A 25,039-nucleotide genomic window follows, 5' to 3' on the forward strand; every position below is an offset into this window, starting at 1 on the left:
TAGAGTTGCGATGTTCTTGGTTCGGCAATTGTAAGCGATCGGTGTCGGATTGGGCGAGCGTCGCGGTTGTCGCATTGGTGATGGAGTTTGTGGTATCGCCGGTTGCGATGTCTGCGGTATTGGCTGAAGAGAAATTGGCCGACGAGAATCCATCGCCACAGATTTCACTGCGAACTTTGTTTCATCCCGACGACAAGCAGGACTTTGACGGCCAGCTTCCGGCAACGCATTGGATGGACGCGGTTGGTGGGCCATCGACTTTGTTGATCAAACGGGACAAGGCTTGGACGCAGGTCGAGATACCCGATGCGTCGAATCCAGACGCCGACCATTCGCCGACCGAGAAGCCATGGCCGATCGTGGATCGGTTGGCGTCTCAGATCCAAAAACTTGACGGGATCAGTCCCGAGCAAGCCGCCGCGATCGCCAGTCGATCGATTCCGAAAATGACGCGAGCCACCGATGCGGTGCTGGTCAAGATTGGGAAAGCACTCGCGATCGCGTCACCCGATCAGCCAGCACGATGGCTGACACGGGACGGTGCGACTTGGAAAAACGCAACGATCGATTCGACCGCGCGGCGAGTGGCCTACACCGTCGATGGCGACTTGTTTGTGGTCGACACTACGTCGGGGCTGACCATGCGATTGACTGACGACGCCGACGATACTTTGTTGGATGGAATTTTGGACTGGACCTATCAAGAAGAAATCTTTGGACGCGGAAATTATCGCGGGTTCTGGTTCAGCCCCGATGGCGACTGGCTTGCGATGCTAAGGATCGACATCAGCCGTATCGAACCCTACACACTGCCGGACTCGACCAGTGATCGAGGCGCCGGGCTTGTCCGGCGTTATTCCAAGGCGGGTGACGCCATTCCGCAAGCCAAGCTGTTTGTTTGGGACCTGCGGCAATCGGCTGCCGGGCGAGTTCCGGCGGCACGGTTGATCGAATCGTCGGACTCGGATGACGAGCGACCGAGTGCCCAGCGTTTGATCACTGGTGTTTGGTGGCATCCGAATCGATCTCGGATGCTGTATTCGGTCAGTGACCGATTGCAGACATGGCGGGAAGTTCGTTCGATTGATACAGATTTCTTAGAAGGAAGAAAGAACGACAGCGATCTGTTGCTGCGCGAGCAAAGTCCGGCCTGGGTCGAACCGCCAGCGGCGCCGGGATGGATGCACGACGGCAGTTTCTTGTGGCAAAGCGAAGTGCCCAGCGGACGCAGTCGGCTGTATCAGGTTTCTCTCGACGGCAGCATCGTTCGTCCCGTAACGCCCGATTCGTTTGACGTCACGGCCTTCAAGGTTTCGCGAGATGAAAAGCATGTTCTGATCTGTGGTGATCGCCTGCGGGGAACGGTCGAGCAGCAGGTCTATCGAATTCCTTTGGCCGGCATCGCCGAAGCCGGACCAAGTTCGACGGCGCCCGTCGCGATGACGCCGCATGCGGTGACGCCTGGTTCCACGGCAACGGGTGCGATCGTTTCGGATGCGTTTGCGAGAAGTGTGGTGTCCAATGTCGTCGTCCCAGCTGGTGCCATGACTTTAGATGGGATGGTGCAGGTGACGCGTGGTTCCGGATGGCACGATGTCGACATCAGCCCGGATGGGCAGCAGTTTACTGATCGTTTCAGCACCCCCGATCGACCGGCTCGACTTGGCGTAAGGTCAGCCGATGGATCAGTCGACGAAGCTCTTGCGGATTCCACGCCGCGGTGGGCCACGCCGATCGTCGGTCCCGAACTGTTCACGATCGTGACTGATGACGGAGTTCCGTTGCCTGCGATGCTGGTCAAGCCAAACTTGCCGGGTGGTGTTGGGGCAGCCGGTCAACCAAGCGACTCGGGCCGTTTTCCGGTCATCATTGAAGTCTACGGCGGTCCACGTTCGCCGGTCGTTTCTGCCAAGTGGGGCGGAACCAAAACGTTATACCGTGAACTGCTGGCTCGCCGAGGCATCGCGACATTGGTAGTGGACAATCGGTCCAGTGCCGGCCGAGGCATCGCAGAGTCCTGGTCGATTCGTGGACAGTTCGGCGAAGTCGAGATGAAGGACCTCGGCACCGTGGTCACTTGGTTGGGGGGCCAGAGCTGGGCCGACACGGACCGGCTCGCCATTCGTGGTTGGAGCTTTGGTGGATTCCTTACTCTCTACGCGATGACGCACAGTGACTCGTTCGCGGCCGGAATCGCTGGCGGATCGGTCACCGATTGGCGCGAATATGACTCGATCTATACCGAACGCTACATGGGACTGCCGGCGTCAAATGAAGCGGGGTACACGGCCGCCTCACCACTGGCAAAAGCCGCCGATTTGAGCGGCAGCCTGCTGATGATCCACGGCGAAGTCGATGATAACGTTCACCCCGCAAACTCGATGCGAATGGCGAAGGCCCTGCAAAAAGCAGGCAAAGACTTTCGGTTGATGATCTACCCCGGCGCCGCCCATTCCGTTTCAAGCCCGTCTCAGGTCTGGCACATGTCCGTCATGACAGATCGATTCTTGCTGGAATCGTTGCTAGATTCCGGCAAATAGGGGGGCTGTGCGTTTTCAGGTTGATGGAAGTGCGAGTTCGGACGCCCAAGCCATCAATTGCGTTCTCGCGTATTTTGCCGTCCCACTGGGATGCTCCGCGCCGTCAAATACCGCTGAATTGTGCCCGGAAATCGCGAGGGAAGCCCTGTACGCCACCGGGCCCCATCGCTAGACTACGCGGCTCGGTACCAGCTGCCGAGCAATTTTGATACCAAGTCAGTCTGACAAATTCGATAAACCAGAGGGTCCTATGTACGCCATCATCGTTGACGGTGGTCGCCAGTATCGCGTCCAACCAGGAATGGAATTGGATGTTGATTACCGCGAAATCGCTCAGGGTGAAAACCTGACGTTCGAGAAAGTTTTGGCCGTCAGCGGCGATGACGGTCTGAAGCTCGGTGCTCCTACGGTCGCTGGCGTTTCGGTCACGGCTTCGGTCGTCGGCACGCAGATGGATAAGAAGATTTACATCCAAAAGTTCCGTCGCCGCAAACACAGCAAGTCACGCACTGGCCACCGCCAAATGCACACTCGCGTGCGGATCGAAAAGATCGCTGGCGTTTAGTCGGCGAGTAAGCGACGGGCGGCTGTTGTTTTGTGACAACCGCTCAGCAAAATTCAGCCCTTGCGAGGGCTAGCCAAATCGGTGACGTGGTTTAGTTCAACCGCGTCTTGCCGATGGAATCTCGGCACCATGCGGCATGCTGGCGCGACATGCGATCGGGATGGGCCAGAGAACGGTCTTCCCAATGTTTTGCTCCGCTAGCCTGCGGACAATTAGAGGTTCGCTTGCCATGTCCGTTGATGCTCTTTCTGACTTTGAGCTTGGCGATGTGCTAGGCGTTGGCACGGTCGGCACGATCTATATCGCCACCGAAATTGCTACGGGCGAGCAAGTGGCCCTCAAAAAATTGCACCCCGCTGTCAGCCAGGACCCGACGATTCGGGCTCGGTTTGAACGCGAAATGCTGATTCTGTCTCGGCTTCGGCATCCCAACATCATCGCCTATTACGGCGGCGGCGATGATAATGGAACACTGTTCTACGCGATGGAGTTGGTTCGTGGCGGCACGGTCAAGGACCTGCTGGAAAGTCGCGGTGCGTTCGCTTGGCCGGTCGTGGTCGAGTTGGCGAGGCAGATTTGCTCGGCGCTGCAGTACGCCCACAATCACGGCGTCATCCACCGCGATCTCAAGCCCGGCAACCTGTTTCTGACTCGCGAAGGCGAAGTAAAGCTGGGTGACTTTGGGATCGCTCGCGACTTGCGAAATGCCGATCTGACTTCGACGGGAATGACCGTCGGCACACACGCCTACATGGCGCCCGAGCAGATCACTGGCGACGCGTCGATATCGGGCAAAGCCGATTTGTACGCGCTGGGGTGTTGTCTGTACGAGATGCTAGTCGGGCGAAAAATGTTCAATGGCGAGAACTTCGCCCAGTTGTTCGAACAGCACCTGCGGACGCCGCCGCCACACGCCCGTGAATCGGTGCCGGACTGCCCTGTCGAGCTAGACGAAGTCATCAACGAATTGCTGGCGAAACGTCCTGAGGATCGGCCGTTCAATGCTCGGAAAGTGCAGGCCGTGATGCTACAGCTCGACGAGACTTATCACACCCACGACTTGGCGGCCCAGGCAGGCAGTGATGTGGCGGGCAGTGATGTGGCTGCCGACGGTGTGGCTTCGCGAGGCAGACAAATTCTGGTCGAGCAGATTCGCAATCGGTCTGACGGCCCCCCCGAGCGAACGGTCAGTTGGTCGCGTTTGGCCATTTTAGGTGCCTTGATCTTGGCGGGAATTGCCATCGCTTCGGCACTAAGTAAGTAAAACAAGCTTCGCCTGCAATTTCGGGACAGTCTCGAATTCCAGTCTCGATTTTTCGGGGGCCGTGAACGGAATCGTGCTGGCTGCTATTCTGCTTCCCTCGGATCACCGGTGCCCCCTGCTTCCAATTGAGAAACGGTACCGGCGGACGAACCCCAATTCCCAAAGGAATCAACTGATGTGCCAACGATGCCTGATCGGCCCAGTGGTGATGCTGTTATCACTATTCATTGTGCCCGCCTGCGTAAATGCCCAAGAAAAAGATGCTGCTAAAGTGGAACGAACCGAATCACAATCCATCGGATACTTTCTAGGCGTTTCCGTCGGCCAACAAATGAGCCAAAACGGATTCGAGCTTGGTGATATCGATATCGAAGCCATGCTGGCCGGATTCAAAGACGGCATCAACAAAGCCGAAGCTTCGATGAGTGATGACGAATTACGCGAGACTCAGACCCGAATTCAAACGCTGCTTGAAACCCGCCTACGAGGCAAGGGAATCAATTACCTGGCCGCCAACGCCAAGAAAGAAGGCGTGAAGGAACTCGAAGGCGGACTGCAATACAAAGTTCTGAACGCGGGCGATGGAGAATCGCCAGCCGCAACCGACACCGTCAAGGTTCATTACACCGGCACGCTGATCGATGGATCTGTTTTTGACAGTTCGGTCAAGCGAGGCGAACCGGCAACATTCCGCGTCAACCAAGTCATCAAGGGATGGCAAATGGCGCTTCAAGAAATGAAAGTCGGCGACAAGTGGATGCTCTATATCCCGTCGGACTTGGCCTACGGCGAACGTGGGAGCCCGGGTGCGATCGGACCACACGAAGTCTTGGTATTCGAAGTCGAACTGCTGGAAATCCAGTAAGGGATCGTGCGGAAATAAGTTCGAGTTATCGCTCTCCCTCTGGGAGAGTCGGACGCCGTAGCGGCCGGAGAGGATTATGTATGAGGCCCTGCCCGGCCGCTATTGCTTCCGGCGGACCTATTTGCCGATCATCACAATTGGTTCGGCCGCTTCGCCGTTGTTGACGTAACGAACGTCCTTGTTGGCTTGGGCGTAAATGACCGCATCCTTGCCCTTGATCTCGTAATGAAATGGTCCTCCGTCAAAAGCTTTGATTGCCGAGATCGGCAGCCCAATGTCGGCAAGCTTGTCAAGGCTTTCGGGCCACTCGCCAAGCTTTGAATGGTACTCGCGAAGCGAGAAGACGGTTCGGGTGAAGCGTTCTTCATTCGCCATCCGGCGAATCGCTTCGGCGACGGCGACATAAGCCGGTGTGAACATGTCTTCGGCCCATTGGCTGTCGAGGAATGGAAACTGAAGCCAGCAGTCGATTTCGATCTGTTTGTCTTTGTCGATTTTCGATCGGTCAGTCTTCTCAACTCGGTCGCGGTGGCGAGTCGTTCCCGCATCGCGGATCGTAGCCACGCCGTGCTGTCGCTCAAAGGCTTTCAGCATCATGCTGGGCGCGAATCGAAACGGCATGTTCGAGACTCCCGACCGATCTTGCATTCCCATCGAGTTCAAATCGTCTTGCAGCATCCCGGGCAGGATCGAGAGCATCTCGGATTCAATCATTTGTCTCCACTCGGTGTCCCAGTTTGTGGCATTGAAGACGAACGGTTCGATTTCTTTTCGTTCGGCATCCGTCCAAACGTCAGCGGCAATCGAGTGCCGCAGGTCGTCAAGAAAAATCGAACGACAGGCGATATGGACCAGCTCGTCAACCAAGTAGACCGAGTCGTGATGGCTGCCGAACAATCGGTTCGACAAACGCAGCATTCGGATGGCGCGTTCATTGTCGCCCTGGTGAATCGCATCCAGGAATGAGTAATGGACCAGACGTGAAACGCTGCGAGTTTGTTGAATCTCGTTGAGGTTGGTCCACGTCGATTGGAAGATGATCGGAACCCAAATGGTGTCGTCGGATCCTAACAGTTTCTGCATTTGGTCCAGGATCGGTTGGGCATCCTTCGCGTACCGAGCCATCACGTCCGCGACCGGCCACGGTTGGTCCGGTGGAACCAAGTCGCCGTATGTTTCATCCTCATGCGACCAAGCGAACGGGCCACCGAATCGCGAGTTGTGAGCTTCAGATGCTGACAAAACGGCTTTCCATGTGGCCGTCGATTTGTCGGACGTCTGTTCGTCGTACCGCCGCGGCAACGTGGTGTAGTCGATCGCGTTGCGGTTGCCCAAAACGGCTTCAATGGTGTCTTGAAGTTTCGTTTTTTCGCTGCGCCACTTGATCGCCGAGGCCGTGAACATGCCGCCAAGGGCGAGCAGCGGCAACGCGACGATGGTCATGTACATGACGTCGGCGGTGGTTCGTTGATGCTGGGTCATTGCTGAGTCTCCGAGGCTGGTTTGCCGGATTCGGTTTTCATTTGATCAATGTCGTCTTCCCACTTCATACCCCAGAATCGAGCGGCTGCACCGGCGCTAGACCGGATCAGTTCAATCGCTGGTCGGTCGCGAAGGCGAGGTGCGTAGGGGCCATATTCAAATGGCGTCGACGACGCCATTTGCAACCGGTGCATCTCGACGAGCCAGTCGCCTTTGATGGTGCCAAACTTCGATTCGCCGCCGAGTGCCTGCAGTGCCGTTGCCACGATCGCTTCGGCTCGCGGCTTTCGGATCCAGTCGACCAGGTACGGTGGTTGCAAGTCCAGTCCGCTGTCGATCACGTTCGCCTTGGTAACACGGCGGCTGAATTCCTGGGCCGCCCAGCTTCCAAGCACGGCGCCTCGTCGTGACTTTGCCCGTGCCGTTTTGTTCGGCAAGTTCTTCAGCGTCAATTGATACGCCTCGCTGGATGACTGTTCCGCGACAGTAGGCAATTGCAAGGTGTCAGCAATCCAGATCTCGACCACATCGGCAACGTCCTGGTCACGCCAGGAAACGCTCAGTCGCAGCGAACGTGAAATCTCCGATGCAGCGACTAGCCACGGGGAAAACGTTTCCCAGTTTCCGCTTGATTGGAAGTTCATTCGCTCGAGCATCAAACGATTGAAGATTGTCTCGACGTTGAACTGGTCCGCCGTCGCCGGAACATTTCTACGGTTGCGCAGTTCTGCCAAAGTAGGAATGAACGCGACTGGTGTTTGCGGCTCATTATCGAGCCATCGGATAACCTGATCGACCGGGACGCGTGAATCAAGGCGAGCTGACGTGAAAATGTCGGTGTCTCTTGGGCTGAGTGACAAGACATACGGTACGGCGACGGATTTGCGCAGTCGCTGCCCTTCACTCAGTAATTGGTTTCTTGTTTCTGTCGCCATGCCCGGCACTTGGGCAATTTGCCAAGCCGCGTGGAGGATCGGCGCGCCAAAGATGATCCCGGCGACCGCGGTTGCCCAGATGAACGATATTGGGCGGTCGCGTTGGTCCATGAAACGCGGCATCAGACACCACGTGGTAAGCATCGGAACCAATGACACCGTCGCCAGGATCCAAGCCGGAGTTTGCAGCGCAAAGGATGACCAAATGAGCCATCCCAATACCATGGCGGCCAAAATTGGACTGACGATGACGGACAGCACTAATGTGCGAAACAGTTGGCTGGTCCACTGTGATACCGAATACATCACCCAGCCCATCATGGCGATCGTCAACAGTGATGGCACAAGAAACGGTCTATGTTGTGTCTCGACCGACTCGGCTCGCCAGATTGAAACGATCGTGTAGACGATCAAGCAAAATGCGAACGTTGAAAGCGGCACTGCATGGCGGGCCAAGTACACTTTCGTTGGCGAGACTCCGCGATCAGCAAGGAATCGCAGTCGCGCAGCCGATCCGTCGTTTTGAAATACCAGGACGCCTAGCCAAGCGATCGCTAAAGGCCCCAGCAAAATCAACAGAGGTGCAAAGGTTGCCGCAATGTTGTTGGCTTCACCTTGCGGCAAAGTAAGCGGAACGATTAAGCCGACCAGCACCATCGTTGCCGTGATTGCAAATGCAATGGGTGCCGAGCGAGCGGATTGCCAGATCATCGACGACCACGAAGTGCCTAGCATCGGCGCCGATGACCAAAACGAAGCGGGGTGGCCAGTGGTTTCGTTAGCCAGCGTTTCTCGATCGTCCGCGACTTTGGGTAGCAAAGTCGTCATCGCAGCACGTTGTGACCGCCATCCGATCAGGCCCGTCAAGATGGCCGTGAACATAAACGTCACTCCTTGTAAATCGTCGGCGCCGTGATTGCGATCGTTCACTACGTTGAATGTCCACCGGAAAGCTTCGGTCAATAAGATCGGTCCACACGCGAGTGCAATCAGCAGCACGATTGCGTGAAATTGGTCTTTGACTCGCCAGGCCGTGTAAAAACCGCAAAGCATTAAGTAGATGCTGAACAGAAACCACAGCGGATAGCCGATTGGCGAACTCGAAACGCCCGCAGCCCCCGAAATTCGCCATCGTGATCCAACCCCACCGCCCCCGTCTGTCATCGACAAACATAAGGCCGCAAAGCCCCACATGATGGCCAGCCCGACCGTGGCGACAACCGTTTTTGTCGTGACCCACTGGCGAGGCGTAAGCGGTAGCGATGACATCCATTCAATCGTCCGCATCTCGCGTTCTTGTCCAACCAACACCGCGCCCGAACCGACCGCAAACAGCAATGGGAACGCGAGTGGAACGAGTCGCCTTAGATCGTCGCTGTAGGTGATCGTGTAGAGCGAACGGTCAACAAACGAACTGATGAAAAACAACAAGATCGTAACACCGACTAGCAGTCCAACCAGCGGCATCAGCATTCGAAACTCTTTCCACCACAGCCAACGATTGCGGCTGATGAACGAATCGATCACGTTCATTGGACCACCTCCGTTTTCGATTCACCACTCGGCGATTCTTGCAAGATCGCTTCGCCCGAGGTGCAGGCCACGAAGGTTTCTTCGAGTGTCGCAATTCGATACCGAACGTTGACGACGCCCGCCGTTTGTCGCAGGTCATCGATCATCGATGAATCGAGATGGCGAACAAAGACCTGTCGCTGCGAACCTGATGTTTCTTCGCTCAAGATTTCGGCCGGCCGAGGCAGCATCGCGACCGCACGCAGCGGATCATCAACATCGTAGACGACCTGCCAGATCGATTGCCGAATCTCGGCCAGTGCCCCATGCAAAACGATTTTGCCGCGGTGCAAAATCGCGATCGTGTCGGCGACCCGCTCGACTTCGTTGATCTGGTGACTCGACAGAAACACCGTCCGGCCGGTCGCCGCTCGATCGATCATGCTTTCCAAAAAACTGCGGCGAACCTTAGGGTCCAAACCGGACGTCGGTTCATCCAGGATCAGCAGCGCCGGGTCGTGTGCCAACGCTAGCGAAAGCGCCACTTTGGCGCGTTGCCCTTTGCTGAGATGACGGATCTTTTGGTCCGGTGTGATTTCATAACGTCGGATCGATTCTTCGTATCGCGTCAGAAATTCGCGATCATAAAATGATGCCGCAAAGCCGCCGATCTGAGCAACGGTCATCCAGTCGTAGAGTGAAGGCGAATCCGACACGTAACCGATTCCACGACGCACGGCCAACGGATCTTTGCCCGGGTCGATACCTGAAACGAGGCACGTTCCGGACGATGGTTTTTGAAAACCTGTGAGGATTCGGATCAGTGTGGTCTTGCCTGCTCCGTTTTCGCCCAACAGAGCGAACACGGTACCGGGCTGGATCTCTAGGTCGACTCCCCGAAGCGCATCACAGCGGCGGAAGTGCATGGTCAGGTTTTTTGCGGTAATCACGGGTGACATGACACTAGCCTTTCGTGGATGCAGACGAGTTATCTTCAGAGGATTCGACGTGAACGGCGGGGGTCGTCTTGGTCAATTTTTTAAGTTCGCTGTCGACGATGGCTTGGATCTTGGATTGATCCAGACCGGCGTGCCAAGCTTCGCCCAGGACCTCGCCGATCCGCTCGGCCAGCACATCGTCGCGGTGCCGTCGGCAAAGGGCCGCCGCCCCGGTGCTGATCACCATGCCACGGCCACGAAGCGATTCGATCACACCGGCGCTTTGCAGTTCCGTGAACGCGCGAGCGACTGTGTTGGGATTGATCGCTAATTGGCCCGACAGGACGCGGGCGCTTGGCAGTAGTTGCCCCGGTCGCATCGAACCGGCCGCAATCGCCGCTTTGACTTGTCGTACGATCTGTAAATAGATCGCGACGTCGGAATGAAAATCGATCGATAAAAACATGGCACACTCGGGCAAGAGACTAGGTCGCTTGGTTCACTAGTTAGATAGTACACTCGGTCTGTGGGTGACGTCAAGCGATTTCGCCCATGTTTCTGAATCCGTTGGCCGGTATTCGATCGGGGTGCTTTGTCGTTAATCTGTTCTGCTGATTCGCTCGATCATTTACTGGTTCGGAAACGCTCTTGGACAATGCATTTTTATCGGATGGACGCACACGATCGCCGCAGGCTACGGTCGCCGCAGTCATCACAGGCGTGGGACGCAGCGCGGTGGCAGTTGTTTCACTTTGCGGCCCGCGTGCCGCGGAGATCATCCAGCGGTGTTTTGGTCCTGCGACAAACGGCGACTTTTGTCCGGGGCAGATTCGCTATGGCGTTTGGCATGGGGTGACCCGTGGTAACGGAACCGCAGGCGCGGCCGGTGAGTCGGTGGTCGTCACCCCGATTGGTTCGCTGGACTTCGAAGTCCATTGTCATGGCGGACGTGCGGCGACAATGCGAGTTCTTGCCGACCTGACCGCGGCTGGTGCCGTCGAAATCAGTTCGTCGCAGTATTGCGATCAGGCTTCGTCGTCTCGAATCGTCGCGGAAGCCACCGAAGTTCTAACGCGATGCGTGACCGCGCGGACCGCGGCAATCGCCATGGCGCAAGTGCGCGGCGTGCTCTGCAATTGGGCCAGCGATGCGATCGTGCGGCTACACGCACACTCTGTAAGCAAAGATTTGGCAAGTGAAAACACTTGCCAGCTCGACGAAGTCAAGCAACAGGCAGCGGCGATTCATCGTTTTGCTGACGTTACAACACGTTTGGATCAACCTTTTCGTGTTGTCTTGGTGGGGCCACCAAATGTTGGGAAAAGTAGCTTGCTCAATGCCATTGTCGGCTATAACCGCAGCATCACCATGGACATTGCAGGAACGACTCGAGATGTGTTGCATGCGGAAACGGTGATCGATGGGTTGCCGATTCGAATCAGCGACACGGCGGGCATTCGTGTTAGCAACGAACCGATTGAACGCGAAGGTATCTCTCGTGCCCATGATGCGGCTGGTCAAGCAGACCTGGTGATTCGCGTTTCTGAACCTGGGGTGCCTACGAGCGACAAATTTGCCGCGACCGCTTTGATTGATGTGCTGAACAAGGCCGATCGTTTAAGTGAGACTGAGCGATCGGCGACCAAGGTGCTTTGCACGGTCGCCACAACCGGCGAAGGTGTTGGCGAACTGATGCGACGGATTTCGGCGTCGTTGATTGGGGTGATGCCACCGGTGGATCAGCCGGTCGCGATCAACAATCGACAAGCGAAATGTGTGGCTGAGATTGCCGAAGCTGTTGATGCACACCAAGCGACCAGGTTGCTGGAAAGTTTGATTGATTTCCCGTCCATTGACCAAAGAGAATCTGATGATTGAAACGAAGATCGAGTGGTCCATTGCGATTCACGGCGGTGCCGGTGGCGGACCCGAGCGATGGGAAGCGGGTAAGGCGGCTGCGCGAAAAAACGGTCTCGAGCGTGCCCTGCAAACCGGTATCGAATTGCTCAAACACGGTGCCGACGCGATTGATGTCGTTGAAGCCGTGGTCGTTGTTTTTGAAGACGATGCCAACTTCAACGCGGGACGCGGCGCTGTGCTGACCGAAAATGGTACCGCCGAACTGGATGCGTCGATCATGGACGGAAAGACGCTAGGTTGTGGGGCGATCGCGGGAGTCACCAAAGTCAAAAACCCTATTTCGCTAGCTCGACTAGTGATGACCCAGACGCCGCATGTTTTGTTGGTCGGCCCAGGTGCGGACTTGTTCGCCGAGCAACAGAAGGTGCAGCTGGTTTCACCGGAGTACTTTCTGACAAAGCAGTCGGCCGACGACAACGCTCCTCCGCACTTTGGAACGGTCGGATGTGTCGTGCGAGATTCGCATGGAAACCTTGCTGCTGGGACCAGCACGGGTGGAACCTCAAAGAAATTGCCGGGCCGCGTGGGTGATTCACCCATCATCGGAGCCGGAACGTTTGCGGCCAACGATGCCTGTGCGGTTTCATGTACCGGACTTGGCGAAGAGTACATTCGTGCGGCGGTCGCCTACGATGTGGTCGCTCAAATGCGGTATGCGGGGCGATCGCTCACCGAAGCCGTGACGGAAATCATGACCGCGCGACTGAAGCCCAACGACGGGGGCTTGATTGCGGTTTCGCGTGACGGCCAAGTTGTGATGCAGCACAACACACCCGGAATGAACTGTGGCATGGCCGACAGCAGCGGTCGGATGACGACCGCGTTTTCGCTTCCCGGTGGTGGCCGACCCGAATAGCCGTCTGTTCCCAGATGATCGTCTGGGGACAAGTGGCCGGTGAGTGACTACTTCGACAGCATGTTGCGATACATATTGATGCCCGCAGGTCCAACCAGAACCACGAAGATGCCTGGGAAAATGAACAACACAAGCGGAAAGATCATCTTGACGGCTGTCTTGGCCGCCTTTTCTTCGGCAATCTGACGTCGTTTGACTCGCATTGAATCACTTTGCACGCGAAGTGCGTTGGCAACACTCGATCCGAACTTGTCGGCTTGGATCAGAATCGATGCCAGTTGTTTCAAGTCATCCACACCGCTGCGAAAACCGAGTGCTTGCAACACTTCGCTGCGAGTTCGTCCGAATTGTAGTTGTTGGTTGGCGATACCAAATTCTTCACCGATGTCTTTGTGGCTCTTCATCATTTCTTCGGCCACTTTACGCAGGGCTTGGTCCATCCCCAGACCGGCTTCCACGCAGACAACCATCAAGTCGAGCGCATCGGGAAGACCCAAGAAGATTTTCTCGCGTCGACGTTTTGCCAAGTGCCCCAAAATGACTGTGGGCAAACCAAAACCGACGACAACGCCGCCAGCAAGTTTCATCAGCATTCCTTGGGTGAAGCCGTCCGAAATCAAGCCAACTGCCCCGCCTAGGAATAAGCCCGTACCGGCTAGGATGAACTGGATGCCTTTGAAGACAACGGGTGCCGTTTCGCGTCGAAAGCCAGCGTTCACTAGCTTTTCACGCAGGTCGCTCATTTCCTTTTCGTTACCCGAAACGGTTTTTTCAAGCGGCGAGGTGGCCTTTTCGAGAGCTGCGGCTAAGGCTTCGCCCTTTTTGCGGTTTTTCTCTGATTCTTCATTGTTTCCACCTGAAGTTCGGCCGCTGCGAAGTGCATCGAGTCGACTTTCAGCGGTCGGTTTGTCGTCACCGCTGACACGTGAAATTGCGAACCACGCACCTGCAGTGACGGCGACAAACACAGCGATGGATGCGATGGTGGCGGGGCCAAGTGCGGCGACAAGAGTTAGCGAAGTGATCATAAAGTTTATTCCTTGCAAGTGTCTTTAGTCGACAAATGCGTGACGGGCGTTTCGCGTGATGATTGTTGGGGAGTCGTCGAAATGAAACAGGTTCAAACAGAGCGTTAAACTTTGATGGTAATGATCTTCTTGATCACCAACGCACCGATTAATTGTGTGACTAAAGCGATGCCAAGCATGTAGCGACCAATTTCGTCGGTGAACAACATCATCACGTACTCGTAGTTCAATTTCAGCATCACCACGAACAACACAGGCGGTAACGCCAGCAACACGGCACCACTCATTCGACCTTCGCCAGTCAATGCTTGGATGGTTCCCAAAATCATCAGGCGTTCGCGAACAAGGTGACCGATCTTTTCGAGGATTTCGGATAAGTCACCACCGGTTTGTCGTTGCAAAATGACGGCGGTGGCAAAGAATCGCAGGTCCATATTTGGGATTCGTAAGGCCATGTCGTCGATCGCTTCGTCCAAGGGAATACCCAAGTTTTGTTCTTCGAAGCAGCGACGGAACTCAGTGGCCAGCGGCGCGTCCATTTCAGATGCGACCAAACCGAAACCAGCGTTGAGTGAGTGTCCGGCGCGGAGCGAACGGCTTAGCAATTCCAATGCTTGTGGCATTTGGTTGCCGAAGGCGCTTAGGCGACGCTTGCGTTTCATCATCAGCCAACCAATCGGCAATCCCATTAGCAGAGCGCCCAGGATGGGAGCGAGTAGAACGGGAATGGGAGACAGCACACATGCCATCACCCCAGCGCCAAAGAATCCAACGCAAATGAATCCGAACTTGGCCGGTGTTAGCGGTAGGTCCGCCTGTTCCAAGTAGTCCGAAATCGCCGGCATTCCCGCCGTCAAACGCGACATGAGGCTGGTTCCATCGTCGCCGTCGAGTCGCATCAACGATGCTTGCGCGACTTCCTCGGTTTTGCCACCTCGACGGCGCGACGCCATCGCAGCAAGACGGTCTTCGGTGGCGGTGGAATCATCCGCTGGCATCAAGACGTTCACGGCGAACGCGACAAGTGAAGCGACAACGATGCCGATCACTAGGGCAATGACTAATCCGGACATGGCAGGTAGGTTTCAGTTTGCAGGTTACAGGTTTCAGGTAAGTCGAAGGGGCAAGTTTGAAGGTGTCATGGTTGGTTTCGGTGGACACCTGAAACCTGATCCCTGACACCTGCGATTTACGCCTCTAAGCTTGCATCATGACTCGTTCGCGGAAGGCGCTGGCGGGCAAACGCACGCCTGCAGCTTCTAGTTTTTCCATGAAGCTCGGGCGGACGCCGGTGCACTCAAAGTGGCCGAACGCCTTGCCTTCTTCGTTGATGCCCTTTTGGACATAGCGATAGATGTCTTGCAGGATGACGGTGTCTTGTTCCATACCGACGACTTCGGTGATTGCGGTCACACGGCGAGGACCACCTTGCAAACGGTTGGCTTGAATTAGCACATCGACTGCACCAGAAACTTGTTGGCGAATCGCCTTCACCGGAAGATCGAAACCCGACATCATGACCAGCGTTTCCAATCGAGCGATCGCGTCACGAGGCGTATTGGCGTGAACCGTTGTCATCGAACCGTCGTGACCGGTGTTCATCGCCTGCAACATGTCCAACGTTTCACCACCACGGCATTCGCCGATGATGATTCGTTCGGGACGCATTCGCAGGGCGTTCTTGACCAAGTCCGTTGCGGTGACGGCACCACTGCCTTCGATATTCGGTGGCCGAGTTTCCAAGCGAACGACGTGATCTTGTTGCAATTGCAATTCAGCCGCGTCTTCGATCGTTACGATCCGGTCATGGTGATTGATGAACGAAGACAAGGTGTTCAGCAGGGTCGTTTTACCCGAACCCGTACCACCAGCGATGATGCAGTTCAATCGTGCCTTAATACAGCCTTCTAGCAACATCACCATTTCGGGTGTGAATGCTTTGTAGTTGAGCAGGTCTTCTAGCTTCAGCGGGTTCGAACCGAATCGACGAATCGAAACGGCTGCCCCGTCGAGAGCCAGTGGCGGGATAATCGCGTTGACCCGTGAACCGTCTTCCAACCGCGCGTCGACCATCGGCGAGGTTTCGTCGACACGACGGCCGACTTTACTGACGATACGGTCGATGATTTGCAGCAAGTGTTTGTTGTCGCGGAATTCGACTTCCGACTTCTGCATCTGGCCGCCTTTTTCGACGTAGATGTTCTTTGGACCGTTGATCAGAATATCGCTGACCAAGGGGTCTTTCAGAATCAACTCGAGCGGGCCAAGTCCCAGCACTTCGTCGATGACTTCGTCAACGATTCGTTCGCGTTCTTGACGGTTAAGCAAAGTGTCTTCGGCGTCGCAAAGGTGTTCGACCACCATGCGGATTTCGCGTTTGAGCGTATCGCCTTTCAAATCGCCGACACGTGACAGGTCAAGTTTGTCAACCAACTTGCCGTGGATGCGACGCTTGATGTCTTCGAATTGTTGTTGACGGCCGGCGTCAGGTTTTGCTTGTGGGGTGCCAGTTCGCATCGCAGTTTTTCCCTTGGTTGTGATAACCGTTAAATCCCGTGCATTGGTTCGCTCGCTGCCAAACCGACATGATGGCGGCGGAGCGATTTTTCGGGTCATACCGCTTGGGATGCTGCGTTTCCTCGCCACAAGTGGCATTCAAGCATCCAAAGTAGGAAGACCCACGCAAAGATAGAACCTAAAACGTGCGTAGGCGGAAATAGCGTCAGAGTTTTCGCAAACCTGATAGGTTCGCACTGGCTGTCGAGGGAAGAGTCACTCCACAAAAAAAGCCGGGTCATCTTCGATCTTGAAGATGACTCGGCTTTGATCTGTCGCGTATTTGTGATTCACGGCACAGTACGATATCTGTGCAGCGAGATCATGTGTTCAAACTACCAAGGGCCTCGTACGTAGTACGTGCCGAACTGGTCGGTGTGGCTAGGCCATAGCGGTGTTGGTTGGAACTGACCACGTCCACCATTTGCTGGCGAACCTGCGCTGCGTCCGAACTGATGATAGATCGGATACGTTTTGTTTTGGCTGACGCCCCAGGAATACGTTTGACGCATGTGCGCGGTCGGCGGAACGACCAGTGCCAAAGGTTGGCCGTAGTTCTGGTTGTAGTAGTTGCCGTGCCAAGGACGGTTCATCGCGTAGTTGTGATTCCAAACTTGGGCTACGGCTAATGGGTCGCTAGCCGACGCGGTGGAACCGCTCATCGTGATCGCCGAGGCAACCAAGCCGGCGGCAAGAATGATTCGGGAGATCATGAGTTCAGTTCTCAGTGGTTAAAGGAATGTCAAGTTCGCCAAGCCAGTACTGGTGGTGACGCGTCCGAGGCAGAGCCAGGATGCGTCCCGGTTTGACGATCAAAGTTCAATTAGCGAGGGATTCGCAAAAAGTTCCAGTAGATGTTGCTGGCCGTTTGACGAACCGGTGGGCTGTAGTACATCGCACGGGTGCGATTCATACCACGACCATTGTCATAGTAGTTATGGAACTTGTTTTTGTGCCAATACAGCATTTCTTCGGGATAAAATGGTTGGTACGTCAAATGGGTGTGGCCCACGTTCGGTGGTACCGGCATTGGCGACAAATACATCTTGGCGTTGACGCCGTTGGCATTGCCCTGGGTGTAGTAGTTGTAAAATAGGTCGGGATTTCCGTACGACCGATTTACAACGCCACCAGCGACCGCACCGTCACCGACATAGACCTCGCCGCCGCTGCCGCCGCAGTTACCGTCGGCGCAGGATCCGCCTTCGTACGAATCACCGGCATACGAGTCACCAGCGTACGATTCATTGTGGAAGCCGCCTTCAACCTTCACGTCGCTGATGACCTGTTCATTGACGATGTACTCTTGCGCTTCAAGGGCGGCCGTAACGGCCGACAGGCTGATCGCAACCGCCAAGGCGGGAACCATTCTTCGGATGGATAGTAGTTTCATGGCTGGGGTTCCTCCGTGAACCGCATTCCGCTTCGGCCGCGCCATCGGGCCGGGTCGGTTGGGCTGGATTGGTTTTCAGTGGGCCGCACTGAAAATCAGTGAGTGCCGAAGATCAAATAAGGCTTGTGGGTCGGGTGACCCTCGACTTGGGGTGCCAATCATTGGTGACCCGAGCCTTCGTTGATTTCGGCTAAAGCCGGGCGCCGGGATGACCTTTGGCTTGGCCCGCCCCAAGCTTTCCCCCATCGTTGGGTTCGTTTCGACCGGTGGCTCGGGAAGAATCGTTCGGTTCCGTGCAAACGATCAAGTTTGGCCTAGTCGACTCGTCTGGCGTGATCCGCATAAACTGCCTAACTTCTCGGCTTAGGTTTCGAGAAGGCCGCCGAAGAACGCTCGGTTATCGAAAAAACGGCTTCATTCACTGACAAGGAAGACTAGGACGTGGCAAAGCGTCGTAAGGCAAAGACAAATCGCAGCGGATCAGCCGATGATTCGCTATTTGATGCCGTGGGTGAAAATCTGGTTGGGGTTCCGCTGCGCCAAGCGGCCCAGGAGAAGTATCTCAATTATTCGCTTTCGGTGATCACCAGCCGAGCCTTGCCGGACGTCCGTGACGGATTAAAACCGGTTCAGCGGCGGATTCTGTACACGATGAGTGGTCAGAATTTGACCGCGACCAGCAAACACGTGAAGTGTGCCAAGGTCGTCGGCGACGTGATGGGGCGATTTCACCCGCACGGTGACAGCTCGATCTACGAAGCCATGGTTCGGATGGCTCAGCCGTTCAGTTTGCGAATGCCACTGGTCGACGGCAGTGGCAACTTTGGCAGCGTCGATGGCGACAATGCGGCAGCAATGCGGTATACCGAATGCCGCATGACGCCCATCGCCGCCGAAGTGCTTGCCGACTTGGTGACCCGTACCGTCGCGTTCAAACCGAACTACGACGGCAGTCGCGAGGAACCGGTCGTCTTGCCTAGCAGGATGCCGAATTTATTGGTCAACGGCTCGACAGGCATCGCGGTGGGGATGGCCACCAATATTCCGCCGCACAATCTGCGCGAAGTCTGTAATGCGCTGCTGAAATTGCTGCGTGACCCCGAAGTCAAAGACTATCAACTGGTCGCGAAGGATGCCGTCCAAGGGCCGGATTTTCCGACCGGTGGCCAGATCACGAATACCAAAGACGAACTGCGAGATATCTATACGACGGGGTCTGGTACCGTCAAACTGCGTGGCACCTGCAAACTTGTCAAAATCGATGGAAACCGAGTCCTGCAAATTGACTCGATTCCGTTTGGCGTCAACAAGGCGTTGATGGTCGAACGGATCGCGGAGATCATTTACAGCGGCAAGTTGCCACTGGTAACCGAAGTCCGTGACTTGTCGACCGAAGACATCCGTGTCGACTTGGTGCTGAAGAAAGACGCCGACGAGAACAAAGTGCTGGCGTACTTGTACAAGCACACTCAGTTGCAAAATAATTTCAACGTCAACTTGACGTGCCTGGTGCCGACAGAAAACCCCGAAGTCGGTGCGCCGAATCGGTTGAGTTTGCGAGAAATTCTGTGGCATTTCTTGCACTTCCGTCTAGACGTTGTCACCAAGCGTCTGGAAAACGAGCTTTGCTGGCTTGAAAAGCGAATTCATATTCTCAACGGTTTTGCGTTGATCTTTGATGCGCTCGATGAAATCATCCGCATCATTCGCAAGAGCGACGGAAAAGCCGACGCGGCCACCAAGATCATGAAGAAGTTTCCAGCGGACGCGAAAGGCGGCGGGCTGGACGAAGAACAAACCGATGCGATCTTGGAATTGAGGCTGTACCGACTTGCTCGGCTCGAAATCAATTTGATCTTGGACGAACTGAAGGACAAGAACAAACGCGCACGCGAAATTCGCAAATTGCTCGCCGAAGACACCGCCGACACGAACTCGTCGGGACGTTGGCAAATCGTTCGCGGCGAAATCGAAAAACTAATCGAAGATTTTGGTAAGACTGATGCGGGCAAACGCCGCTCGACGATTGATACTGTCGAGGAGGAAGAATACACCGCCGAAGATTTCATCATTGCCGAAGAGTGCCACATTCTGGTCACGACCGACGGATGGGTGAAACGGCAAAAACAGATTGCAGACCCGGCTAAGAGTCGTTTGCGGCAAGGCGACAGTGTGCTGGCGTGTGTCGCCGGCAGTACTCGTGAAACAATTGGTTTCTTTTCGTCGCTGGGCGTTTGTTACACGACTCGGATGATCGATGTTCCAGCGTCGACGGGTTTTGGCGAGCCGATTCAAAAACTGTTCAAGTTGAAAGACGGCGAGAAGATCGTTTCCGTCATGTCATTCGATCCTCGCGTAATCGGTGACATTAACGAAGACCCCAAAAAGCCCGATCTGTGCCCGCATGTTCACGGATTCGCAGCCACGTCGAATGGATTCGCATTGCGATTTGGATTGCAGTCGTTCGCCGAGCCATCGACTCGCAGTGGGCGACGCTATGCACGCGTCAGCAGTCCTGCCTATGTCATTGATGTCGCTGCGATTCATGGAACCGAGACCATCTTGGCCGTGACTCGCCAATGTCGGGCGATGGTTTGTTCGGCCGAAGAGGTCAACTATTTGTCAGGGCCGGGAAAAGGGGTCACGTTGATCCGAATGGCGGCCGATGACCAGTTGTTGGGATTCAAGCCGTCGACCGGCGATCGCGATTTGATGACCGTCGTGACAAATCGTGGTGCCAAGAAAACGATTTCAACCGCCAAGTACCGCATCACATCGCGAGGCGGACGAGGCAACGAAATCCAGAAGAACGGAAAGATCGAAGAGATCGTCACGCAACCCCCCGGTGCGCCGCCCATTTTGGAAGACGAGGAATGAGTCCTCACTGGACGCTATTACCTAATACCTAACCCCTAAAACCTGCTCCCCCCATGTCTACCGCAACTAAACGATACGGCGCCGACGACATCACCGTTTTGGAAGGGCTTGAGCCCGTTCGAAAACGTCCCGGAATGTACATCGGCGGCGTCGGCATGCAGGGACTGCATCACTTGATCTGGGAAGTCGTCGACAACAGTGTCGACGAAGCGATGAACGGTCATGCCACCGAAATTTCCGTCACGCTTCATAGCGATGGTCGTACGGTGACGGTATCCGACAACGGTCGTGGTATCCCCGTCGATCGGAACAGCAAGACAAAAAAATCGGCGCTCGAAACGGTGCTGACGGTGCTGCACGCGGGCGGTAAGTTCGACGAGGGAAATTACAAAACAGCCGGTGGTTTGCACGGCGTCGGTGCATCGGTCGTCAACGCACTGTCCAAAGAACTTGTCGCAGTGGTCAAACGTGACGGTGCTCAGTTCCGGATGACTTTCGCCAAAGGCCAGCCAACCAGCAAGTTGCAAAAATTGAAGGGTGCCGTTCGAGGCACCGGAACGACGATCACGTTCACGCCCGATCCAACAATCTTCCCTAAAACCGATTTCGACAGTGGACTGATTCGGTTGCGGTTGGAAACGGCCAGCTTTCTGCATCGTGGTGTCAAAGTCACCTATGTCGACGAATCGGCAAAGACGAAAGACACGTTCCATCACGAAAACGGGATTGTCGACTTCTTGGGCAAAGTGCTGAAGGAACGAAACGCACGCCCGATCCACGAACTGCCCTTCACGCTTCGAAAAGACGATTCCGAAGCCCGTGTCGAGGTCGCCGTTCAGTGGACCGAATCAACCGACGAACATGTTCGCAGCTACGTCAACGGTATTCCCACCGGCAGTGGCGGCACCCACGAAAATGGTTTTCGCAGCGGACTCAATAAAGCCGTTCGCAACTACATCGACACGCACTCGTTGACGCCAAGAGGTGTCAAAATTGCGACCGAAGACATTCGCGAGGGCATGGTGGGAATCCTTTCGATCTTCATTTCGGAACCGCAATTCCAAGGTCAAACGAAAGACAAACTCAATAACTCGGAAGTTCAAGCGGTTGTTGAAGCAGTCGTTCGACCGGCGATGGAACAGTGGATGAACAATAACCGCAGCGTGGCCGATTCGGTGATCGCGCGGATCATCGCTGCAGCCCGTGCTCGCGAAGCATCTCGTGCTGCATCCAATGCGATTTCGCGCAAAGGTGGTAGCAAGCGGACCATGTTGCCGGGCAAGTTGTCGGACTGTGTTTCAGGCGGCAAAGGTGATTCGGAACTCTTCATCGTCGAAGGTGACTCGGCCGGTGGCAGTGCCAAGCAGGGCCGCGATCGGAACCACCAAGCGATTTTGCCGCTGCGTGGAAAGGTGCTCAACACCGAAAGCGCAACCCTCAAGAAGATCCTCGAAAACAAAGAAATCCAGGACCTCGTCGCCGCCCTTGGTTGCGGAATCGGGGCGAGCATGGACTTGACCCAGCTTCGTTATGACCGGGTCGTGTTGCTTGCTGATGCGGACAGCGACGGTCACCACATCACGACTCTGTTGCTTACATTTTTCTATCGTCACATGCCTTCGCTGATCGCGGCCGGGCGGTTGTACATTGCCGTTCCGCCGCTGTACCGAGTCGACATTGGCAAGGAAACGTACTGGGCCGCCGATGAACCCGACCGCGAACGCATCATCGCCGAGCATGGAACTCGTGCGAAGCCAGAAATCACGCGGTTCAAGGGACTTGGTGAGATGATGCCCAAGACGCTTTGGGACACGACTCTAAACCCTCGCACCCGGCGGATGGTCAAAGTTGAAATTGACGATCACTTAGAAACCGATCGAGTGATCAGCGACTTGATGGGCCGCGATGCATCGGCTCGATTCCGTTTCATCATGGAACGCGCCGAAGACGCTGAAGCGATTGACGTGTAACGTCGGCAAGCTTGCCAGCGTTACTTCAGTTCGAGCAATCGTTTCGATTCGTTGACCAAAAAGTCGATGTCCATGAACGGCTCGTAACCGATGTCTTGCCAGCGGACGTTGCCCGCCGCGTCGATCAAGAATGTTCCATGCAGTGGCTGGGATTCGAAATCATCCCAGCAACCGAACGATTTGAAAACGTGTTGTTTGGCATCAGACAACAGCGGAATCGACATTTTGGCTTCGAAGTTGTCTTGCCCGGTTTTTAGTTCTTCGACGGTTTCCGAGCTGATCGCGACAAGCTCGATCCCGAGGTCCTTGAACTCTTGGGTCTTGGGTTCCATCGCGTGCAATTGTTCCATGCAGTGCAAGCAACCGAAGCCTAGATAGAAGACCAAGATGCGTGGCTTTCCATCGAATTCGTCGCCGGCCACCAGTGTTCCGTCGGCCCGCTTGGCGCCCCACGATTCGGCTTGGTAAGGATGCCAACGAAACGGGCCTAGTTGATCCAGCGGTGGTCGATCGCCCAGATCCGCTGCGGGTTTTGACGTGATTCGCCAATCGCCGTCGATTTTGGCATGTGCTGCAACCGGACCCAGCCTCGCCAAGATCGGCGTATCGATATCGGCGACGGCGGCAACGCTGCGCAGTGTTTCGAATTCTTTGGTGGCTTCTTCCTGCTTGCCACTTTCCCACAACAAATCCACAAGCACGGCCAACGGTCGAACTTGGGATGGGCTGTCTTTCACGGCCTTGCGGACAAGCTTGATTGCGTCATCATGCTCGCCTGTTCGAGCAAGCCATCGAGCCTCGAGCACTGGATCAAGTTTCGCGTTCTTGGCACTTCTCTTGAATGCAGCCGCATCCTTATGGCGACTGGCCGAGGCGGCCGAAACGCGAGCAATGATCTTAGTCAGTTCCGCGATGTGCTTCTTGATTTTGTCTCGCGACGGCAGTTCCGGTGTGTCTTCTTGTTCTTCTGTCGTGGTGTTTTCGTTTTTCTTCGTTTTTTGTTCCGCCAAGTCTAGTAGTTGCCCCTGCAATGCGAGACGGCGCCGCTGGAGTGCTCGTAGTGTGCGGGCTCCTTCGGCTGGCTTTCCGAGTTTCGCTTTGAACTGAGCAACGGCCGACCATCCCATCCAGTCCTCTTGAAAAGTCGCGTTATCGGTGGGCACCAAATAGTCACCGCCCGATTCATGCAGTAATTCGTCCCACAACTCATACTGCGTCAAAGTTTGAATCAAGCGTTCGCGGCCGAATTTGGCACTGCCGCCCTTGGACATTGTGTTGTACTTGGGATGTCGAGGCAGCGAGATTAAGTTCCGGGACAAATCTAAAGCATCATCGACGCGTCCGACAAACAGCAGGTTGCGTACCAGCCATTCGTTATTGTGCGCGAAGTTGTGGATTTGGTCGGGCATCAAATGCGATTGGATCATGTGCGAGTGATCCACTCGGGCCGACGCTTCTTGTTGCCACGCCGCGTCGTTGTACCGTTTCAGCTTCGAATAGATGTGACCCGGCATGTGCCACATGTGGGCAATCCCTGGACTTGATGGACCACACTTGGCGGCTGATTCAAGTGCATTATCGGGATGTTTGGAATCCCAAAGGTGAATGCCATAGTGATGAGCTGGGTGCATCGGGTTGGCGTCAACGATTTGACGAAGCAGCGCATCAACGGCAAGGCGGCTGGTTAGCTTGACGCCGTCACGGTCACCCAGCCAAAGTGACAACACCAGGAATGCTTTCGCCTCGATGTCATCGGGATATTGGTGCAGAATTTCCTCGAGGTCACTTAAGTATCGCTCGGTTCGGTTCTGTTTAGCTTCTTTCTTTTCGTCCTTGCTGCGTTTGTCTTCATCGTCAAAGACTTTTTCGGTCATCCGGTCAAGAGCTTCGATATAGAGTTTTTCGCGTTTGCTGGTGTCGGAATTGCGAAGCTTCATGGCTTCATCGATGAACCCGCGAGCTCGCTTTTGGTTATTGATGTTTGCCATGGCCATTCCCCAGTAGGCGATCGCCATGGCCGGATCTTCGCTAGCAGCTTGCCGAAAGGATCGCTCGGATTCTAGGTACCAAAATCCGTGCAGTTGCGCGATGCCCTGTTCGAAAAACTGCTGGGCGGATCCTGACTTGGTTGATGTTGGAAATGTGATTTTTGGCATGCCGGCAAGGATCTGACCCGCCTGCCGCGGCCCCTCGTTGAATGCCTCGCCATGATAGCTGTGCCCGGCTTCGACTTCGTCTGGCCCAGCGAGGTCATCAGAGCCGTAGATTGTGTTTGCCAATAGGCACACGAATAGGAGCGTTGCGGTCGGGAAAATGCGTAGCAGCATGGGTGGGATTC

General features: G+C 55.4%; 18 protein-coding genes. 8 read left to right on the forward strand and 10 right to left on the reverse strand.

Annotation, left to right across the window (positions count from 1 at the left end):
- Nucleotides 1-41 precede the first annotated feature (41 nt).
- From Poly59_RS17835 to Poly59_RS17850, 4 genes are all read left to right on the forward strand, one after another.
- On the forward strand, nucleotides 42-2,540 hold the full coding sequence (locus Poly59_RS17835) for a S9 family peptidase (RefSeq protein WP_186776360.1): 2,499 nt from the start codon (nucleotides 42-44) through the stop codon (nucleotides 2,538-2,540).
- A 250-nt stretch (nucleotides 2,541-2,790) separates the two neighbouring features.
- Nucleotides 2,791-3,105 (forward strand): 50S ribosomal protein L21, encoded by a 315-nt coding sequence (gene rplU, locus Poly59_RS17840; RefSeq protein ID WP_146535485.1) that lies wholly within the window; start codon nucleotides 2,791-2,793, stop codon nucleotides 3,103-3,105.
- 229 nt (nucleotides 3,106-3,334) lie between these two features.
- Nucleotides 3,335-4,369, forward strand: coding sequence for a serine/threonine protein kinase (locus Poly59_RS17845; protein ID WP_146535486.1), 1,035 nt, complete (start codon nucleotides 3,335-3,337; stop codon nucleotides 4,367-4,369).
- Nucleotides 4,370-4,544: 175 nt separating this feature from the next.
- Entirely contained in the window at nucleotides 4,545-5,234 is a 690-nt protein-coding gene (locus Poly59_RS17850; RefSeq protein WP_246151748.1) for an FKBP-type peptidyl-prolyl cis-trans isomerase, read from the forward strand.
- 117 nt (nucleotides 5,235-5,351) lie between these two features.
- Here Poly59_RS17850 and Poly59_RS17855 read toward each other — a convergent pair whose 3' ends face one another.
- The 4 genes from Poly59_RS17855 to Poly59_RS17870 are packed head-to-tail and all read right to left on the reverse strand — an operon-like array spanning nucleotide 5,352 to nucleotide 10,567.
- Nucleotides 5,352-6,716: a hypothetical protein gene (locus Poly59_RS17855; protein ID WP_146535487.1), complete on the reverse strand. Its 1,365-nt coding sequence runs from the start codon at nucleotides 6,714-6,716 to the stop codon at nucleotides 5,352-5,354.
- On the reverse strand, nucleotides 6,713-9,184 hold the full coding sequence (locus Poly59_RS17860) for a hypothetical protein (protein ID WP_146535488.1): 2,472 nt from the start codon (nucleotides 9,182-9,184) through the stop codon (nucleotides 6,713-6,715). The genes Poly59_RS17855 and Poly59_RS17860 overlap by 4 nt, the downstream gene beginning before the upstream one ends.
- On the reverse strand, nucleotides 9,181-10,122 hold the full coding sequence (locus Poly59_RS17865) for an ABC transporter ATP-binding protein (protein ID WP_146535489.1): 942 nt from the start codon (nucleotides 10,120-10,122) through the stop codon (nucleotides 9,181-9,183). Before Poly59_RS17865 ends, Poly59_RS17860 begins: the two co-directional genes overlap by 4 nt.
- A gap of 4 nt (nucleotides 10,123-10,126) precedes the next feature.
- The gene (locus tag Poly59_RS17870; RefSeq protein WP_146535490.1) at nucleotides 10,127-10,567 is read right to left on the reverse strand and encodes a GntR family transcriptional regulator; all 441 of its coding nucleotides are present in this window, start codon (nucleotides 10,565-10,567) and stop codon (nucleotides 10,127-10,129) included.
- A gap of 182 nt (nucleotides 10,568-10,749) precedes the next feature.
- On the opposite strand from Poly59_RS17870, the gene Poly59_RS17875 reads away from it, so the two are divergent.
- Both Poly59_RS17875 and Poly59_RS17880 read left to right on the forward strand, forming a co-directional pair.
- Nucleotides 10,750-11,979, forward strand: coding sequence for a GTPase (locus Poly59_RS17875; RefSeq protein ID WP_146535491.1), 1,230 nt, complete (start codon nucleotides 10,750-10,752; stop codon nucleotides 11,977-11,979).
- Nucleotides 11,972-12,877, forward strand: a complete 906-nt coding sequence (locus tag Poly59_RS17880) for an isoaspartyl peptidase/L-asparaginase family protein (protein WP_146535492.1) — start codon at nucleotides 11,972-11,974, stop codon at nucleotides 12,875-12,877. Before Poly59_RS17875 ends, Poly59_RS17880 begins: the two co-directional genes overlap by 8 nt.
- 47 nt (nucleotides 12,878-12,924) lie before the next feature.
- Here Poly59_RS17880 and Poly59_RS17885 read toward each other — a convergent pair whose 3' ends face one another.
- The 5 genes from Poly59_RS17885 to Poly59_RS17905 all read right to left on the reverse strand — a co-directional run bounded on the left by Poly59_RS17885 (nucleotide 12,925) and on the right by Poly59_RS17905 (nucleotide 17,854).
- A complete protein-coding gene (locus Poly59_RS17885) occupies nucleotides 12,925-13,905 on the reverse strand; it encodes a type II secretion system F family protein (RefSeq protein WP_146535493.1) in 981 nt (326 codons plus the stop codon).
- Between the two features lie 104 nt (nucleotides 13,906-14,009).
- Nucleotides 14,010-14,978 carry a type II secretion system F family protein gene (locus Poly59_RS17890; RefSeq protein ID WP_146535494.1) on the reverse strand — a complete coding sequence of 323 codons (969 nt, stop codon included), beginning with the start codon at nucleotides 14,976-14,978 and terminating at the stop codon, nucleotides 14,010-14,012.
- Nucleotides 14,979-15,102: 124 nt separating this feature from the next.
- Nucleotides 15,103-16,422, reverse strand: a complete 1,320-nt coding sequence (locus tag Poly59_RS17895) for a CpaF family protein (protein WP_146535495.1) — start codon at nucleotides 16,420-16,422, stop codon at nucleotides 15,103-15,105.
- Between the two features lie 374 nt (nucleotides 16,423-16,796).
- Nucleotides 16,797-17,174 (reverse strand): hypothetical protein, encoded by a 378-nt coding sequence (locus Poly59_RS17900; protein WP_146535496.1) that lies wholly within the window; start codon nucleotides 17,172-17,174, stop codon nucleotides 16,797-16,799.
- Between the two features lie 110 nt (nucleotides 17,175-17,284).
- Complete coding sequence (locus Poly59_RS17905) at nucleotides 17,285-17,854, reverse strand: hypothetical protein (protein ID WP_246151749.1); 570 nt, start codon at nucleotides 17,852-17,854, stop codon at nucleotides 17,285-17,287.
- Between the two features lie 441 nt (nucleotides 17,855-18,295).
- On the opposite strand from Poly59_RS17905, the gene Poly59_RS17910 reads away from it, so the two are divergent.
- Both Poly59_RS17910 and Poly59_RS17915 read left to right on the forward strand, forming a co-directional pair.
- Nucleotides 18,296-20,731 carry a DNA gyrase/topoisomerase IV subunit A gene (locus tag Poly59_RS17910; RefSeq protein WP_146535497.1) on the forward strand — a complete coding sequence of 812 codons (2,436 nt, stop codon included), beginning with the start codon at nucleotides 18,296-18,298 and terminating at the stop codon, nucleotides 20,729-20,731.
- Nucleotides 20,732-20,784: 53 nt separating this feature from the next.
- Nucleotides 20,785-22,701, forward strand: a complete 1,917-nt coding sequence (locus Poly59_RS17915) for a DNA gyrase/topoisomerase IV subunit B (RefSeq protein WP_146535498.1) — start codon at nucleotides 20,785-20,787, stop codon at nucleotides 22,699-22,701.
- Nucleotides 22,702-22,721: 20 nt separating this feature from the next.
- On the opposite strand, the gene Poly59_RS17920 is transcribed toward Poly59_RS17915, so the two are convergent.
- Nucleotides 22,722-25,028, reverse strand: coding sequence for a peroxiredoxin family protein (locus tag Poly59_RS17920; RefSeq protein ID WP_146535499.1), 2,307 nt, complete (start codon nucleotides 25,026-25,028; stop codon nucleotides 22,722-22,724).
- Nucleotides 25,029-25,039: the final 11 nt, after the last annotated feature.

Origin of the sequence: Rubripirellula reticaptiva (assembly GCF_007860175.1) — a bacterium.
In the GTDB taxonomy this organism is placed as follows: Bacteria; Planctomycetota; Planctomycetia; order Pirellulales; family Pirellulaceae; genus Rubripirellula; species Rubripirellula reticaptiva.

Coding starts and splice junctions, on each gene's coding strand:
- Poly59_RS17885 (WP_146535493.1), bottom strand. CDS start 13,905: ATGATCACTTCGCTAACTCTTGTCGCCGCACTTGGCCCCGCCACCATC.
- Poly59_RS17870 (WP_146535490.1), bottom strand. CDS start 10,567: ATGTTTTTATCGATCGATTTTCATTCCGACGTCGCGATCTATTTACAG.
- rplU (WP_146535485.1), top strand. CDS start 2,791: ATGTACGCCATCATCGTTGACGGTGGTCGCCAGTATCGCGTCCAACCA.
- Poly59_RS17880 (WP_146535492.1), top strand. CDS start 11,972: ATGATTGAAACGAAGATCGAGTGGTCCATTGCGATTCACGGCGGTGCC.
- Poly59_RS17850 (WP_246151748.1), top strand. CDS start 4,545: ATGTGCCAACGATGCCTGATCGGCCCAGTGGTGATGCTGTTATCACTA.
- Poly59_RS17845 (WP_146535486.1), top strand. CDS start 3,335: ATGTCCGTTGATGCTCTTTCTGACTTTGAGCTTGGCGATGTGCTAGGC.
- Poly59_RS17920 (WP_146535499.1), bottom strand. CDS start 25,028: ATGCTGCTACGCATTTTCCCGACCGCAACGCTCCTATTCGTGTGCCTA.
- Poly59_RS17900 (WP_146535496.1), bottom strand. CDS start 17,174: ATGATCTCCCGAATCATTCTTGCCGCCGGCTTGGTTGCCTCGGCGATC.
- Poly59_RS17915 (WP_146535498.1), top strand. CDS start 20,785: ATGTCTACCGCAACTAAACGATACGGCGCCGACGACATCACCGTTTTG.
- Poly59_RS17890 (WP_146535494.1), bottom strand. CDS start 14,978: ATGTCCGGATTAGTCATTGCCCTAGTGATCGGCATCGTTGTCGCTTCA.
- Poly59_RS17855 (WP_146535487.1), bottom strand. CDS start 6,716: ATGACCCAGCATCAACGAACCACCGCCGACGTCATGTACATGACCATC.
- Poly59_RS17860 (WP_146535488.1), bottom strand. CDS start 9,184: ATGAACGTGATCGATTCGTTCATCAGCCGCAATCGTTGGCTGTGGTGG.
- Poly59_RS17865 (WP_146535489.1), bottom strand. CDS start 10,122: ATGTCACCCGTGATTACCGCAAAAAACCTGACCATGCACTTCCGCCGC.
- Poly59_RS17905 (WP_246151749.1), bottom strand. CDS start 17,854: ATGAAACTACTATCCATCCGAAGAATGGTTCCCGCCTTGGCGGTTGCG.
- Poly59_RS17895 (WP_146535495.1), bottom strand. CDS start 16,422: ATGCGAACTGGCACCCCACAAGCAAAACCTGACGCCGGCCGTCAACAA.